This window comes from Reella acinonychis (assembly GCF_052828705.1).
The window spans coordinates 552028-567901 of the sequence record NZ_CM128256.1 but is presented as its reverse complement, the minus strand read 5'-3'; the positions used below and the strand labels follow the sequence as shown (position 1 = coordinate 567901).

Genomic DNA, 15874 nt, shown 5'->3' with positions numbered 1-15874 from the left:
AAAAAATTGATAGGTGAACATAATGAGTAAAGCACTTTATATTGAAAAAGGTAATGGCGGTTGGGGTGGTCCTTTAACATTACCTGTTGTTGAAGGTAAAAAAGTCCTCTATATGACAGGTGGAACAAGACCTGCTATCGTTGACAAAATTGTTGAACTTACAGGTTGGGAAGCTGTTGATGGATTTAAAAATGGTGAGCCTGCAAGCGAAGAAATCGGTATCGCAATCATTGACTGTGGTGGTGTATTACGTTGTGGTTTATATCCAAAACGCCGTATTCCAACAATCAACGTTCATGCAACAGGTAAATCAGGTCCATTAGCAGAATTCATCGTAGAAGATATTTACGTATCAGCAGTTAAAGAAAATAATATTAGTTTGGTTGATTCAGATGCACCTGCAGCTGCCGCAGCACCAAAAGCAGAAGCTGAAAAACCACAAGCAAAAGAATATGATACAACCAAGAAAATCACAGAACAAAGTGACGGCCTATTAGCTCGAATTGGTATGGGTATGGGTTCTATCATGGCAGTATTCTTCCAAGCAGGTCGTGATACTATTGATACCGTATTTAAAACAATTCTACCATTTATGGCTTTCGTTTCTGCCTTAATTGGTATTATTATTGCATCAGGTCTGGGCGATATCGTTGCAAAAGGTTTAACACCATTAGCGAGTAATCCTATTGGCTTAGTCACTTTAGCACTAATCTGTTCATTCCCACTATTATCTCCATTCTTAGGCCCTGGCGCAGTAATTGCACAAGTAATCGGTACACTTATCGGTGCGCAAATTGGTCTTGGTAATATTCCTCCTGCATTAGCATTACCAGCATTATTTGCAATCAATGCACAAGCAGCTTGTGACTTTATCCCAGTAGGTCTATCAATGGCAGAAGCAAAACAAGATACTGTACGCGTTGGTGTTCCTTCCGTATTAGTGAGCCGTTTCTTAACTGGCGCACCAACAGTATTAGTTGCTTGGGCTGTTTCAGCATTCATTTATCAATAAAATAGTGGGCGCTTAAGCCCACTTCTCAAAAAGGAACAGAAAGAATGACGACTATTTACGAAACTGAATTTACAAAAATTGGTGACCTTGCAGTTGAATCATTAAATGAAAATATGTTAATCACGTTCAAACAAGGCGCACCTGCTGATGTGGAAGAATACTGCTTCATGCACAATCCAAAAGAGCTTACCGCAACTTTACAAGTTGGCGATATCGCTGAATTTGATGGTGTAGATTACCCAATCACTGCACTAGGTGATGTTGCTAGCACTAACTTAAAAGAATTAGGCCATGTAACATTCCGTTTTGATAGCGCAGCTGCTGCGGAATATCCAGGCACAATTCATGTAAAAGGCACAACACCTACATCACTTAAAGTGGGCAGTGTGTTAAAAATCAAACGTTCATAATTTAAACTCAATCAGAAGGAAAATCATATGGAATCTTCTAAAGTAGCTATCGTTGTTGGTGGTGGTCAAACTCTTGGTGCATTTTTATGTGCGGGTTTAGCTGAAAATGGTTATCGTGTTGCTGTTGCTGACTTAAATGAAGCAAATGCACAAAAAACAGCAGCTGAAATCAACCAAAAAGTAGGTAAAGAAGTAGCCCATGGTTTCAAAGTTGACGCAACAAGCGAAGAAAGTGTTATTCAATTAGCAGCAAACGTTGATGCAACTTTCGGTCGTTCAGATTTATTAGTTTACAGCGCAGGTGTAGCAAAAGCAGCGCCAATCACTAGCTTTGCATTAAAAGATTTTGAATTCTCTGTTGCAGTAAACTTAACTGGTTACTTCTTATGTGCACGTGAATTCGCGAAATTAATGGTTCGTGATGGCATCAAAGGTCGCATCATTCAAATCAACTCTAAATCAGGTAAAGTGGGTAGTAAACACAACTCTGGTTATAGTGCAGCGAAATTTGGTGGTGTAGGTTTAACACAATCTCTAGCGTTAGACTTAGCGGACAACGGCATTACCGTAAACTCTCTAATGTTAGGTAACTTATTAAAATCGCCAATGTTCCAATCACTTATTCCACAATATGCGCAAAAATTAGGTATTCCTGAAAGCGAAGTTGAACAAGTATACATCGATAAAGTACCTCTAAAACGTGGTTGCGATTATCAAGATGTATTAAATGTTCTTATGTTCTACGCAAGTGAACAAGCTTCTTATTGCACAGGACAATCAATCAATATCACTGGTGGTCAAGTGATGTTCTAATATTAAGAGGGCACGTTAATGTGCCCTTTTATCTCCTCTCAAATTATTATAGAATAACCTTGTAAATCTATTTTTCAGAGAAAATCATCTTAATGTCCGCAACAAATTCATTAATCCTAATCGCCATTGTCGCTTGGGTACTTCAAATTATTTTAGGTGGCATACAGGTTAGCCGTTTTAATCGCGCTTTTAGTGCTTTATCAAAAAAAGGAAGAATTGGTGTCGGTCGAACCAAGGGGCGTTTTAAAGCTAAAGTCGTCATTGCTATCGCTTTCGATGATGATTTAACCGTTGTAGATGCCTTAATGATGAAAGGATTTACTGTATTTTCATCTCCACAGCCAGTTCCTGAATTAATTGGCTTAAAGCACCATGAAATCAAACCTGATTTGCTTTTCCCTAATAATCCCAATGCGCAAGATGCTTTATCAGAAGCGATACAAATAAAAGAATAAAGGATACGCAATGAAACCAAAAGAGCGACAACTGGAAATCCTCAATTACCTTCGCACGCAAGGTAAAACATCAGTTGAAGAACTTGCTAGTCATTTTTCCACCAGCGGCACCACAATTCGCAAAGATTTAACCGCACTTGAAGATGAAAAGAAAGTCGTACGCACTTATGGTGGCGTTATTCTGGTTACAAATGATAACGAAGATGATGATTTGCCGATTATCAATAAAGCCTACATCAATTTAGAAGCCAAAAAATTAATTGCAAAAGCAGCAGTTAGCTTACTTAAGAATGGCGATTCATTGATTATGGATTCAGGAAGCACAGTGCTACAAATGATCCCTTATTTTAATCAATTTGAGAATCTGACTATTATGACCAATAGCTTGCATATTCTCAACGCAATTTCTAATCTTAATACTGAGCATGAATTACTGACTTGTGGTGGCACCTATCGTCCCAAATCAGGTTCTTTCCATGGTATTTTGGCTGAAAAAACCTTTGAGTATTTTTCATTTGATAAACTCTTTATTGGAACAGATGGTTTTGATATGAATTTAGGTCTAACGACCTTTAATGAAGTGCATGGAGTGAGCAAAGCCATGTGCGATGCTGCAAAAAAAATCATTGTGCTGACAGATTCAACAAAATTCAATCGCCGCAGTCCCAATATCGTCTGCCCATTAGAAAAAATTGATACCATCATTACAGATAATGGCATTGAGCCTAAAATTCATCAAATGTTGACAGAGAAAGGCATAAATATCATCATCGCTGAATAAGTACCGCAATAAAGCATAAGAAAAAAGGAATTAGATTAATTCCTTTTTTTTCACCTTTTTCTTAAAAATCATTCAAATTTTCACCGCACTTTTATAAATTTTTATCCTGTTTTTCCAGTAATTCGATCACATTTGATCAGAATTATATTAGAATCCTTGCGATATTAACTTCAAGAGAGCGTCCAATTATGCATGATATTGTTCTAAAATTCGAAGAAATCTTAAGATGGATTGTTGATAATATTGATGGTCCATTGTGGGATATTACGGTCATTACCTTATTATTTACCGGCCTATTTTTTACTATTTCCACAGGTCTTGTTCAATTACGCTTATTGCCACAAAGTATTCGCGAAATGTGGTTTGGACGTGCGTCAACAGGTAGTTCATTAACGCCATTCCAAGCATTTGCCACTGGCTTAGCAAGCCGCGTAGGTGTTGGTAACATTGGTGGTGTTGCCACTGCAATTGCTTTAGGTGGTCCGGGAGCAGTGTTCTGGATGTGGGTTACTGCATTAATCGGTATGAGTAGTGCCTTTGCTGAATCTTCTTTAGCACAAGTCTATAAAATTCAAGATGCGGATGGTATGTTCCGCGGAGGCCCTGCTTACTATATTTCAAAAGGTTTAAAAGCCCCTTGGTTAGCGGTCGCTTTTGCTATCACCCTCATTTTCACCTTCGGTTTCGCCTTTAATGCAGTACAAGCCAACTCTATTGTAGAAGCAACCCGTAATGCTTGGGGTTGGAATCCAAACTACGTGGGTATTTGCTTAGTGATTTTAACTGGCTTAGTAATTTTCGGGGGGGTAAAACGTATCGGGCAAGTGTCATCTAAAGTGGTACCGACCATGGCGCTTTTCTATTTAATTATCGCCGTTATTATTCTTGGTATGAATATCAGCAAAGTGCCTGCTGTACTTGCAAATATTGTTACTAGCGCCTTTGATTTCTCTGCAATGGCTGGTGGTATGTTCGGTGCTTTATTCTCAAAAGCTATGTTAATGGGGATTAAACGCGGTTTATTCTCTAACGAAGCAGGTATGGGTTCTGCGCCAAATTCAGCGGCAACATCAAATGCAAAACACCCTGCGATTCAAGGTTTAATCCAAATGCTTGGTGTATTTGTGGATACCATCATTGTTTGTACCTGTACCGCAGTCATCATTTTAATGTCTGACGATTACGGTTGCGAAAGCTTAAAAGCGGTATCATTAACCCAAAAAGCGTTAACATTCCATGTTGGCGAGTTTGGTTTACATTTCCTCGCGTTCATTATTTTATTATTCTGCTACACCTCAATTATCGGTAACTACGCCTACGCAGAAAGTAATATTCGCTATATCCGCAACAAACCAACTATGGTCTTAATCTTCCGTCTCATCGTGTTGTTCTTCGTTTACTTCGGTGCAGTACGTGACGGTGGTATCGTGTGGGCATTCGCAGATACGGTAATGGCATCAATGGCAATGATTAACCTTGTGGCTATTATCTTGCTTTCCCCAGTGGTATGGTTAATTCTCAAAGATTACCGCAAACAACTTAAAGCGGGACAAGAGCCAGTATTCAGTGTGGAAGATCATCCTGAATTATTAAAACGTGGCGTTGATCCTCAAATTTGGGGCAAACAAGAATAACACCAAAACATTCAAAAAAAATCACCGCACTTCATCAAAGCGCGGTGATTTTTTATATTGTTTGTACTGATTTTTCAGATACAGAAATTACGACTTCTTCCAATCTTTCAACGCATTGGCAAAAGCGTTATTGCTGAATGAATTGCGCAGTGAATTCCCTTTGTTACTGGATTTTGGCGCTAAAGTGCGGTCCATTTTGGCCGAGTTTTTATCGTGATTTTTCACTGCAGTTTCATCCATACGCATGGTTAAAGCAATACGACGACGAGCAACGTCCACTTCTAATACTTTCACTTTCACTACATCGCCTGTTTTGACCACTTGATGTGGATCTTCCACAAATTTATCCGCCAAAGAAGAAATATGCACAAGACCATCTTGATGAACACCGATATCCACAAAGGCGCCGAAATTAGTGACATTGGTGATCGTTCCTTCCAATATCATGCCCGCTTTCAAATCCGTAATTTCTTCTACGCCATCCATAAAGGTTGCCGTTTTAAATTCACCACGCGGATCGCGTCCCGGCTTTTCTAATTCGTTGAAAATATCCATTACCGTTGGCAAACCAAATTGTTCGTCAACGAATTTTTTGGCATCTAACTGGCGCACTAAGCTGGCATTGCCCATTAGGGTTTGAATAGATTGCTCCGTTGCTTGTAAGATTTTTTCCACCACAGCATAGGCTTCTGGGTGAACACCTGAAGCATCCAATGGATTTTTTCCAGCTAGAATTCGCATGAATCCCGCACATTGTTCAAAGGCTTTTGCACCAAGTCTTGGTACTTTCTTCAAATCGTTGCGACTTTCAAAACGCCCATTTTCATCACGATAAGCCACAATATTTTGTGCAAGGGTTTTCGTCATGCCCGCAACACGAGCTAATAAAGGTGCAGAAGCGGTATTCAAATCGACGCCAACCGCATTAACACAGTCTTCCACTACCGCATCCAATTTACGCGCTAGCTGTGATTGATTGACATCATGCTGATATTGCCCCACGCCAATCGCTTTCGGATCAATTTTCACTAATTCCGCCAAAGGATCTTGTAAACGACGAGCTATGGAAATTGCGCCACGCAAGGACACATCCACATTTGGAAATTCTGTTGCCGCTAACTCTGAAGCAGAATAAACTGAAGCACCAGCCTCACTCACCACCACAGTTTGCGGTTTTTGACCATCAATTGCTTTAATCACATCTTTAGCAAAACGCTCAGTTTCACGAGAAGCGGTGCCATTACCAATAGCAATGAGTTCAACCCCATGTTTATTAATTAAAGCATAAATACTCGCCATTGCAGCGTTCATTTGACCTGAAGAATGTGGATAGACCGTATTAGTATCGAGCAATTTGCCTGTATTATCCACAACAGCAACTTTCACCCCAGTACGCAAGCCGGGATCTAATCCCATTGTCGTTTTCGCTCCCGCAGGTGCTGCCATTAAAAGCGCGGTTAAATTTCGGGCAAAAACATTAATAGCTTCATCTTCCGCTTTCTCACGCAAGTTTGCCATTAACTCTGTTTCTAAATGTAGGGCGACTTTGATTTTCCACGTCCAAGCAACCACTTGTTCACGCCATCTATCCGCTGGCTGCCCCGTAAAACGAACCTGTAAATGATCACGAATAATCTCTTCGCAATAGCTTGAACGGCTACTTTCTTCCGCATCAGGATCTGCATTTAAACTCAGTTGTAAAATGCCTTCATTACGCCCGCGGAACATGGCTAAAGCACGATGAGAAGGCACATTATTTAAGCGTTCTTGATGATCGAAATAATCTTGGAATTTTGCACCTTCCGCTTCTTTGCCTTCTAAAACTTTTGAAACTAGCACCGCACTTTGCAGTAAATATTGGCGAACTTTTGCTAATAATTGAGCATCTTCAGCAAAACGCTCCATTAAAATATATTTCGCCCCATCCAATGCAGCTTTGGTATCAGCAATGCCTTTTTCAGCATCGATAAAAGATGTCGCTGTCTGCTCTGGTTCATGCTGTGGTTCGTTCCATAACAAATCTGCTAAAGGCTCAAGCCCTGCTTCAATCGCGATTTGTCCTTTGGTGCGACGCTTCGGTTTGTAAGGCAAATACAAATCCTCTAATTCTGTTTTGCTTTGCACCTGTGCAATTTTATCGCGGAGGTCATCCGTTAATTTGCCTTGCTCTTCAATTGACTTCAAAATCGTTTGACGACGTTCGTCCAACTCGCGCAAGTAAATTAAACGGGTCTCAAAATGACGCAGCTGCGTATCATCTAAACCGCCAGTAACTTCTTTACGATAACGTGCAATAAAAGGAATGGTATTGCCTTCATCTAACAATTGGATCGCGGCTAAAATTTGTTGCGGACGAACGGTTAATTCAGAGGCAATAATTTGACTAATTTGTTGATTTAACATAAGGATACTTCTTAAATAAAAAATTGCGGGATAGCATAATATGTTTGCTTATAAAAAGAAAGTGGCGAATCAAGCCACTTTATCTGAAAGTGGGGGCTGAAAAGTGCGGTCGATTTTTATGTGGTTTCATACCAAATACGATTGACATAAAAAGTCATTTTCCCTGAAGGCGTTTCAACAGAGATATCGTCATCCACTTGCTTACCAATTAAAGCGCGCGCCACTGGTGAATCAATAGAAATCCAGTTTTTCGCAGGATCAAACTCATCACAACCGACAATGCGATATTGCTTTAATTCGCCCTGTTCTGTTTCCAATTCAACCCAGGCGCCAAAAAACACTTTGCCTTCTTGCTTAGGGCTATAATCCACAATTTGTAGCACTTCCAAGCGTTTCATTAGAAAACGAACTCGGCGATCAATTTCACGCAAACGGCGCTTACCATAAATATATTCCGCATTTTCACTGCGATCACCTAAGGCTGCCGCATCCGATACAGCCTGCGTGACTTTTGGTCGTTCTTCTTTCCAAAGATACTTCAATTCTTGATCCAAGGCATTCCAACCTGAACGCGTGATGTAATTTGATTTAGCCATTTTTACTTTATTTCCTAACATAAATTGCCCAGATTATAGCATAGTTAGACAAAATAATTCCTTTTGGCTATTGTTCAAAAAGGCTAAAAACGGTATATTCTCACTGTTTTTATCATTAACTCAAAATAAGGAAAAACTATGGGCGGAGTAAGTATTTGGCAAATTCTGATTATTCTTTTAATCGTTGTTGTATTATTTGGAACGAAAAAATTACGTACCCTAGGTTCTGATTTAGGTGCATCAGTCAAAGGTTTCAAAAAAGCAATGGCAGAAGATGAGCCAAAAGACGCTGAATTTAAATCATTAGAAACCCCTGAAGGTACTTCAGCGGAAAAGGCAAAAGAAAAAGAACAGGCTTAATCTGTGTTTGATATTGGTTTTTCTGAATTAATTTTAATCTTTATTGTGGGTCTAGTAGTGCTAGGTCCTCAACGTATGCCTGTTGCCATTAGAACCGTAATGAAATGGGTGCGCACTATTCGAGGATTAGCGGCTAATGTTCAAAATGAACTGAGTCAAGAACTAAAATTACAAGAACTACAAGAAAGCATTAAAAAAGCAGAACATCTTAATTTGAAGACCTTGTCGCCTGATTTGGCTAAAACAGTGGAAGAACTGAAAGAATCGGCGCAAAAAATGAAAGCCGATTTAGATAAACAAGCTGCGGACGCCAATAAATCCTTACAAGAACAAATTAAAGATGTAAGGGAAGCAAACTTCCAACAAACCCAAAAAAAAGCCATTGATGTTGCGCAACAAACTGAAAAGCCAACCGAAAGTGCGGTAAAAAATTCAGAAAATTTAACCGCACTTCATGACTCAACGCCAGAGGAAGCGCAGAACAATATTGAAGATGAAGTGGATCTTGATGCGCAATTAGCGAAATATATGGAGCAATATCATCCACTTGATGATCAGCAACCCTCAACCAATAGCAAATATAATGCATAAATCTCATGAGTAAAGTAGAAGAAACTCAACCCTTAATTTCTCATTTAGTTGAATTACGCAACCGTTTATTACGTGGCGTTATTTGCATTTTAGTGGTGTTCTGTGCATTAGTTTATTTTGCTAATGATATTTACCATATCATTTCCACCCCGTTACTCAATGCTATGCCGGCGGGCTCTACCATGATTGCGACCAATGTCGCAGCACCATTTTTCACACCGATTAAATTAACAGGAATTGCCGCGATTTTTATTTCTGTGCCTTATTTGCTCTATCAACTTTGGGCATTTGTAGCACCAGCATTGTATAACCACGAAAAACGCTTAGTGTACCCATTGTTAGTGTCTAGCACGATTTTGTTCTACACAGGTGTAGCTTTTGCCTATTATGTGGTATTCCCATTGGTATTTAGTTTCTTAACTAATACCACGCCAGAAGGTGTTGCGATGGCGACGGATATTAGCAGCTACCTCGATTTTGTGTTAACCCTCTTCCTTGCATTTGGTATTTGTTTCGAAGTGCCTGTGGCGATTATTTTACTCTGTTGGACAGGCATTACCACACCTGAAGATCTCAAAGCAAAACGACCTTATATTATCGTTGCCGCCTTTGTGATTGGGATGTTGCTCACCCCTCCTGATATTTTTTCGCAAACATTATTAGCCATTCCAATGTGCTTATTATTTGAAGTAGGCATTCTCTGCGCTAGATTTTATCGTCCGAAAGAGGATGAAGAAGAACAAAGTGAATAAAAAGAAAAGGGGCAATGCCCCTTTGTGCATTTTTGATAAAAGGAAACAACATGACTCAACAAATTTTCACAGGCTATCCTGCTCGTCGTTTACGCCGTATGCGTAAACATGATTTTAGCCGCCGTTTAATGTCAGAGAATAAATTAACCGTAGATGATTTAATCTATCCCGTCTTTATTATGGAAGGCGAAAATCATCGCGAGCTTGTACCTTCAATGCCAAAAGTGGAGCGTCTCACTCTTGATCAATTGCTGATCGAAGCCGGGTTATTAGTGAAATATGGCGTACCTGTTATTGCATTATTCCCTGTGATTGAGCAAGACAAAAAATCCCTAATGGCAGAAGAAGCCTATAATCCCAATGGTTTAGTACAGCGTGCGGTTAAAGCATTGAAGACTGCTTATCCCGAATTAGGCGTACTCACTGATGTAGCGCTTGATCCTTACACAGTGCATGGACAAGATGGCATTATCGATGACGAAGGCTATGTATTAAATGAAATCACTAGCGATATTTTGGTCAAACAAGCACTTTCACACGCAGAGGCTGGCGCCGATATTGTGGCACCAAGTGATATGATGGATGGTAGAATTGGCAAAATTCGCACCGCACTTGAGCAGCAGGGCTTTATCAACACCTTAATTATGGCTTATGCGGCAAAATATGCCTCAAATTATTATGGTCCATTCCGCGATGCAGTCGGATCAGCAGCTAATCTAAAAGGTGGGGATAAAAAGACTTATCAACTTGATCCAGCTAACAGTAACGAGGGCTTACAAGAAGTGGCGTTAGATATTGAAGAAGGCGCGGATATGGTGATGGTTAAACCTGGCATGCCTTATTTAGATATGGTCTATCGCGTAAAACACCAATTTGGTGTGCCAACCTTTGCTTATCAAGTTTCAGGTGAATATGCTATGCACTGGGCAGCCATTCAAAATGGTTGGTTAAAAGAGAAAGAATGTATCATGGAAGGATTGCTCTGCTTCAAACGTGCAGGTGCTGATGGTATTCTGACCTACTTTGCGAAACAGGTTGCTGAGTGGTTGTATGAAGAAGGTAAAAATAAATAATCTTTATTGAATAGAACAAAAGTGCGGTCTTTTTCACCGCACTTTTTTAATGCCATTGACGCTCAATAAACGGCAAAATATCCACTAAGCAGTCTTTAATGGAAATCACATGTAAATTCTTTTCCACTTCTTTTTTAAACGGTGGGCAGAAGGCAATGTGCTTATCTGGTGCATTAATCGGCTGCCAGCGGCGAGGAATAGCAGATAGACGGCTTGGATAAAAACCAATGGTCGCCACATTTAAAGCGCCACAAACATGTAAAGGCCCTGTTGAGCCAGCAATAAATAAATCAGCACAAGCAAGGGAATGCGTAAAATCCACTAACCCGTTATTTTGATCATAAACCACCACATTTTTATGATTAACCAATGTTGCTAATTGTTGTGCTTTTTCGCTTTCATTTGGCCCAGCGGTTAGCACAACTTGGCAATCAAAACCTCCTAAAATGCCTTGAATGAGCTCAGCATATTGTGATAAAGACAAATTATTGGCAGAGCCACCGGTTCCGCTATGTACAAATAACCATTTTTTATCTTTATCCAGTCCCAATTGCTCAGATAATAAAACTTTCTGTTTTTGCACCGCACTTTGTTCAAGCTGCAAATAAGGTGGTTGAACATCTTTCACTTCAAAATGATGATCTTGTAAAAATTGACGCGCCAAATCCATATTGTATGCAAATTCGGCTTTTTCAGAGCGGGAACGACGTTGCGTTAAACGCTGATTATATAAAAATTGAAATAATTTGGTGGCGGGCGCCAAACGATACGAAATGCCAGATTGCCAAGTTAATTTGGCATTATACCAATCAGAAACAAAGCTAATCACCGCATCAAATTTTGCTTGTTTAATTTGCTGTAAAGTGCGGTTAAATTCGGTTGAGTTTTTCTTATCCGTTGCATCAATAATGATGTCATCAATGTAAGGGCAAATTTCCGCTAAAGGTGCGGTATATTTTGGCACCAATGCGGTAATTTTAATATGAGGTGTGGATTGTTTGATTAATGCTAATGCAGGAAAAATCAGGATGAAATCACCTAATTTATCATTTCGGATAACAAGTAAATTTTGCATAATGAAAAGTAACCTTAATCAATTTAAGTGATTCATTCTAACAAAAGGCAATCATAAGATAAACCTTGCTTTTCTAATAAAAAAATGTATAATTTTCAGGCTTTTTGTCTATATATACAGAGAAAAAAGTAAGCATTCCTGCTCCTTCGATGCAGGTTTTCTTTTATTATTAAACACTTAGAGGAAGGTTATGGTAACCATTCGTTTATCTCGTGGCGGAGCTAAAAAACGCCCATTTTATCAAATCGTTGTTGCTGACAGCCGTTCACCACGTGACGGTCGTTTCATTGAGCGCGTAGGTTTTTTCAACCCATTAGCAACAGGTAAAGCTGAACGTTTACGTTTAGATTTAGATCGTGTTAATGCATGGTTAGAAAAAGGTGCAAGCCTTTCTGATCGTGTTAGCGTATTAGTGAAAGAAGCGAAAAAAGCAGCATAATTGCTAGCGATTTGAGCATTTAGATAGGTGGATAATATGGAACAACAAAGAATTGAAGTAGTTGGCAAATTAGGTTCAACTTATGGTATTCGTGGTTGGTTACGTATTTATTCATCAACAGAATACGCAGAAAGTATCTTTGACTATCAGCCTTGGTTCTTAAAAATTAAAGGACAATGGCAACCAACTGAATTAGAAAGCTGGAAACATCATAATCACGAACTTATTGTTAAATTAAAAAATATTAATGATCGTGAAACGGCACAAACCCTTGCCAATGTAGAAATTGGCGTGGATTTATCCGTATTTCCTGAGCTAGAAGAAGGCGATTTTTATTGGCATGATTTAATTGGCTGCCAAGTCGTTAATTTAGAAGGTTACAACATGGGCACTGTATCTGAAATGATGGAAACAGGTTCTAATGATGTGTTGGTAGTTCGCGCAAGCGCCAAAGATGCTTTTGGCAAACAAGAACGGTTAATTCCGTTTTTGTATGAACAAGTAGTTAAAAGAGTAGATCTCACCACTAAGACTATTGAAGTGGATTGGGACGCTGGTTTCTAATCTCAGGTATGCTGTTGCGCTTTGAGTAGTAACATTTTGACACAAAGGATTAACTATGTGGATTGGGATTATTAGTCTTTTCCCAGAAATGTTTAAAGCAATTACAGAATTTGGGGTGACGGGCCGAGCTGTTAAACATAATCTTCTGCAAGTGCGGTGCTATAATCCAAGGGATTTTACCTTTGATAAACATAGAACCGTTGATGATCGCCCTTATGGCGGTGGTCCTGGAATGCTGATGATGGTGCAACCTTTACGGGATGCAATTCAATTAGCAAAACAAGAAGCAGGAGAGGGAGTTAAGGTAATTTATCTTTCTCCTCAAGGACGTAAGTTAGAGCAAGCTGGTGTAAAAGAACTCTCACAAAATGAAAAAATCATTTTAGTGTGTGGACGTTACGAAGGCATTGATGAGCGGTTGATTCAAACAGAAATTGATGAAGAATGGTCAATCGGTGATTATGTTCTAACTGGTGGGGAACTTCCTGCAATGACGTTAATTGATGCTGTTGCAAGATTTATTCCTGGGGTATTAGGCAAACAAGCCTCAGCGGATGAAGATTCATTTGCTGTTGGTTTATTAGATTGTCCGCATTATACTCGCCCTGAAATGTTAGATGGCTTAGCAGTGCCACCTGTGCTGATGTCGGGTAACCATGAAGAAATTCGAAAGTGGCGATTGAAACAATCCCTAGAACGAACTTGGTTAAGACGCCCTGAGCTACTGGAAAAACTAGCTCTGACTGACGAACAAAAGAAACTGTTAAAGCAAATTAAAGCAGAAAACAGTTAATATCAGTTTAATCTAGTAAAAAAGGTTTAAAAAATGAGCAACATTATTAAACAACTTGAACAAGAACAATTAAAACAAAACGTACCTAGCTTCCGTCCTGGTGACACATTAGAAGTTAAAGTATGGGTAGTAGAAGGTTCTAAACGTCGTCTGCAAGCATTCGAAGGCGTGGTTATCGCAATTCGTAACCGCGGCTTGCACAGTGCATTTACGTTACGTAAAATGTCAAACGGTGTTGGTGTTGAGCGTGTTTTCCAAACTCACTCTCCAATCATTGATAGCATCAGCGTTAAACGTAAAGGTGCGGTACGTAAAGCGAAACTTTACTACTTACGTGAGCGTTCAGGTAAATCTGCACGTATCAAAGAGCGTCTTGGCGAATAATTCTAAGATCGCAATGAATATAAGCCTTGGGAAATCCCAAGGCTTTTTCTTTTCAAAAAGAAAACGACATAACAAATAACTTTCTACATCCATTTTTTAGAATTGTGATCTAACTCTCCTTTTCTTTATAGTAATTCTGCTAGGATATCTTTGATTTTATTTCAATTAAGGAGATAACTATGAGTGGAATGACGCTTATCATTGGCTTTATTATCGCCATCATTATTATGATATGGATGATTTCAAAATTAAAAGTCCATCCATTTCTTGCATTAATGACGATTTCTTTAGCACTGGCATTAAGTGCAGGTATTGATCTCAATAAAATCCCAGGTATTGTAGGGAATGGTTTTAGTGGTACCTTTAAAAGTATTGGGATTGTAATTATCTTTGGTGCCATTATTGGTACAGTTCTAGAAAAAACAGGGGCAGCCTTAAAACTTGCTGATATCATAGTTAAATTAGTGGGGCAAAAACGTCCTGAATTAGCTATGTTAATTATGGGTTGGGTTGTTGGTATTCCCGTATTCTGTGATAGTGGTTTCGTTGTTTTAAACCCAATTCGTGAAGCATTACGTAAAAAAATCGCTGCCAATCCTGTTGGCATGGCTGTTGCACTAAGTGCGGGTCTTTATGCTGCTCACGTATTTATTCCACCAACACCAGGGCCAATTGCAGCCGCAGGCGCATTGGGTTTAGGTTCTCAACTATTACTTGTTATTTTAATGGGTGTGGTTGTGTCAATTCCTGTACTTCTAGCTTCTTATTTATTTGCGAAATATATTGGCGGTAAAGTTAATATTGATGAATCAGAAGCAGATGCTGTTATCAATAAAAGCTATGACGAACTGCTCAAGCAATATGGAAAATTACCAAGTGGTTTTCTAAGCTTAGCGCCAATTCTTATGCCAATTATCTTTATGGCCTTAGGTTCTATTACCAAAATCATGGGCATTGAGGGTGGCTTTGGTAACATCATGTTATTCTTAGGAAATCCAATTATTGCTTTAGCAATTGGTGTGATTTTCTCTGTATTCTTACTAATTAGCACTGGCAAAATGGCAGATTTTGGCGATTTAACCAACGAGACGCTAAAAACAGTAGGTCCAATCCTCTTTATTACTGCTGCTGGTGGTGTATTAGGTAAAGTGATTACTGAAGCAGGCTTTGTAGAATATATTAAACAAAACGCGCATATTATTAGTATGGCAGGTATTTTCTTCCCATTCTTAATTTCAGCAATCTTAAAAACAGCGCAAGGCAGCTCAACTGTTGCAATTATCACCACAGCCTCCATTATGGGTATGTTTAATGCGGGCGACTCTTTAATGGCTGTGTTAGGCTTCACTAACGAGATTGCTGCAGCTCTTTGTGTTATGGCGATTTCTGCTGGTGCAATGTGCGTTTCCCATGCAAACGACAGCTATTATTGGGTAGTCACTAACTTCACCAAAATGACACCGCAACAAGGTTATCGTACACAAACAACGCTCACATTTATCATGGGTATCGTGGGTATGTTAACCGTTTATGTGTTGTCTTTAATCCTTCTATAACCACATCAAAGCAGGCTAGCTTATGCTAGCCTGTCAAAAATGATGCAAATTTTCTCAAAATATTTTTAAATGACCATTCCTATTTTAGTTCATTCAATACCTCGATAGGTTTAATCGCAATCTCTGCAGTTGTTTATGGATTATTTTTAAATTTCATTTAAAATGCCATTTTTCCTTTATTGC

The 15874-nt window shown here is 39.2% G+C and carries 18 protein-coding genes; 15 read left to right on the top strand and 3 right to left on the bottom strand.

Annotation, left to right across the window (positions count from 1 at the left end; genetic code table 11):
* Positions 1 to 22: 22 nt before the first annotated feature.
* From srlE to ACUXZ4_RS02755, 6 genes are all read left to right on the top strand, one after another.
* Positions 23 to 1012, top strand: coding sequence for a PTS glucitol/sorbitol transporter subunit IIB (gene srlE / locus ACUXZ4_RS02780; protein WP_464973526.1), 990 nt, complete (start codon positions 23 to 25; stop codon positions 1010 to 1012).
* A gap of 44 nt (positions 1013 to 1056) precedes the next feature.
* Complete coding sequence (gene srlB, locus ACUXZ4_RS02775; protein WP_464973525.1) at positions 1057 to 1422, top strand: PTS glucitol/sorbitol transporter subunit IIA; 366 nt, start codon at positions 1057 to 1059, stop codon at positions 1420 to 1422.
* A gap of 27 nt (positions 1423 to 1449) precedes the next feature.
* The gene (gene srlD / locus ACUXZ4_RS02770) at positions 1450 to 2235 is read left to right on the top strand and encodes a sorbitol-6-phosphate dehydrogenase (protein ID WP_464973524.1); all 786 of its coding nucleotides are present in this window, start codon (positions 1450 to 1452) and stop codon (positions 2233 to 2235) included.
* 92 nt (positions 2236 to 2327) lie between these two features.
* Complete coding sequence (gene gutM / locus ACUXZ4_RS02765; protein WP_464973523.1) at positions 2328 to 2690, top strand: transcriptional regulator GutM; 363 nt, start codon at positions 2328 to 2330, stop codon at positions 2688 to 2690.
* A 10-nt stretch (positions 2691 to 2700) separates the two neighbouring features.
* Positions 2701 to 3471: a glucitol operon DNA-binding transcriptional repressor SrlR gene (gene srlR / locus ACUXZ4_RS02760; protein WP_464973522.1), complete on the top strand. Its 771-nt coding sequence runs from the start codon at positions 2701 to 2703 to the stop codon at positions 3469 to 3471.
* Positions 3472 to 3659: 188 nt separating this feature from the next.
* Positions 3660 to 5105, top strand: coding sequence for an alanine/glycine:cation symporter family protein (locus tag ACUXZ4_RS02755; protein ID WP_464973521.1), 1446 nt, complete (start codon positions 3660 to 3662; stop codon positions 5103 to 5105).
* An 87-nt stretch (positions 5106 to 5192) separates the two neighbouring features.
* Here ACUXZ4_RS02755 and ACUXZ4_RS02750 read toward each other — a convergent pair whose 3' ends face one another.
* Positions 5193 to 7508 carry a Tex family protein gene (locus tag ACUXZ4_RS02750; RefSeq protein WP_464973520.1) on the bottom strand — a complete coding sequence of 772 codons (2316 nt, stop codon included), beginning with the start codon at positions 7506 to 7508 and terminating at the stop codon, positions 5193 to 5195.
* A gap of 116 nt (positions 7509 to 7624) precedes the next feature.
* Positions 7625 to 8104: a transcription elongation factor GreB gene (gene greB / locus ACUXZ4_RS02745; RefSeq protein ID WP_464973519.1), complete on the bottom strand. Its 480-nt coding sequence runs from the start codon at positions 8102 to 8104 to the stop codon at positions 7625 to 7627.
* A 138-nt stretch (positions 8105 to 8242) separates the two neighbouring features.
* Between greB and tatA the strand changes: the two genes are divergently transcribed.
* The 4 genes from tatA to hemB are packed head-to-tail and all read left to right on the top strand — an operon-like array spanning position 8243 to position 10880.
* Positions 8243 to 8464, top strand: coding sequence for a Sec-independent protein translocase subunit TatA (tatA, locus tag ACUXZ4_RS02740; protein WP_464973518.1), 222 nt, complete (start codon positions 8243 to 8245; stop codon positions 8462 to 8464).
* 3 nt (positions 8465 to 8467) lie between these two features.
* Positions 8468 to 9055 carry a Sec-independent protein translocase protein TatB gene (gene tatB / locus ACUXZ4_RS02735; protein WP_464973517.1) on the top strand — a complete coding sequence of 196 codons (588 nt, stop codon included), beginning with the start codon at positions 8468 to 8470 and terminating at the stop codon, positions 9053 to 9055.
* A gap of 5 nt (positions 9056 to 9060) precedes the next feature.
* On the top strand, positions 9061 to 9807 hold the full coding sequence (gene tatC, locus ACUXZ4_RS02730; RefSeq protein WP_464973516.1) for a twin-arginine translocase subunit TatC: 747 nt from the start codon (positions 9061 to 9063) through the stop codon (positions 9805 to 9807).
* 50 nt (positions 9808 to 9857) lie between these two features.
* Entirely contained in the window at positions 9858 to 10880 is a 1023-nt protein-coding gene (gene hemB / locus ACUXZ4_RS02725; protein WP_464973515.1) for a porphobilinogen synthase, read from the top strand.
* A 46-nt stretch (positions 10881 to 10926) separates the two neighbouring features.
* On the opposite strand, the gene ACUXZ4_RS02720 is transcribed toward hemB, so the two are convergent.
* Entirely contained in the window at positions 10927 to 11955 is a 1029-nt protein-coding gene (locus ACUXZ4_RS02720; RefSeq protein WP_464973514.1) for a glycosyltransferase family 9 protein, read from the bottom strand.
* Positions 11956 to 12145: 190 nt separating this feature from the next.
* Here ACUXZ4_RS02720 and rpsP point away from each other — a divergent pair, with 190 nt between their 5' ends.
* From rpsP to ACUXZ4_RS02695, 5 genes are all read left to right on the top strand, one after another.
* Positions 12146 to 12394, top strand: coding sequence for a 30S ribosomal protein S16 (gene rpsP, locus ACUXZ4_RS02715; RefSeq protein ID WP_464973513.1), 249 nt, complete (start codon positions 12146 to 12148; stop codon positions 12392 to 12394).
* Positions 12395 to 12430: 36 nt separating this feature from the next.
* Positions 12431 to 12958, top strand: coding sequence for a ribosome maturation factor RimM (gene rimM / locus ACUXZ4_RS02710; RefSeq protein ID WP_464973512.1), 528 nt, complete (start codon positions 12431 to 12433; stop codon positions 12956 to 12958).
* Positions 12959 to 13013: 55 nt separating this feature from the next.
* Entirely contained in the window at positions 13014 to 13751 is a 738-nt protein-coding gene (gene trmD / locus ACUXZ4_RS02705; RefSeq protein ID WP_464973511.1) for a tRNA (guanosine(37)-N1)-methyltransferase TrmD, read from the top strand.
* A gap of 33 nt (positions 13752 to 13784) precedes the next feature.
* Positions 13785 to 14135 (top strand): 50S ribosomal protein L19, encoded by a 351-nt coding sequence (rplS, locus tag ACUXZ4_RS02700; protein ID WP_464973510.1) that lies wholly within the window; start codon positions 13785 to 13787, stop codon positions 14133 to 14135.
* Positions 14136 to 14314: 179 nt separating this feature from the next.
* Positions 14315 to 15691: a GntP family permease gene (locus ACUXZ4_RS02695; protein ID WP_464973509.1), complete on the top strand. Its 1377-nt coding sequence runs from the start codon at positions 14315 to 14317 to the stop codon at positions 15689 to 15691.
* Positions 15692 to 15874: the final 183 nt, after the last annotated feature.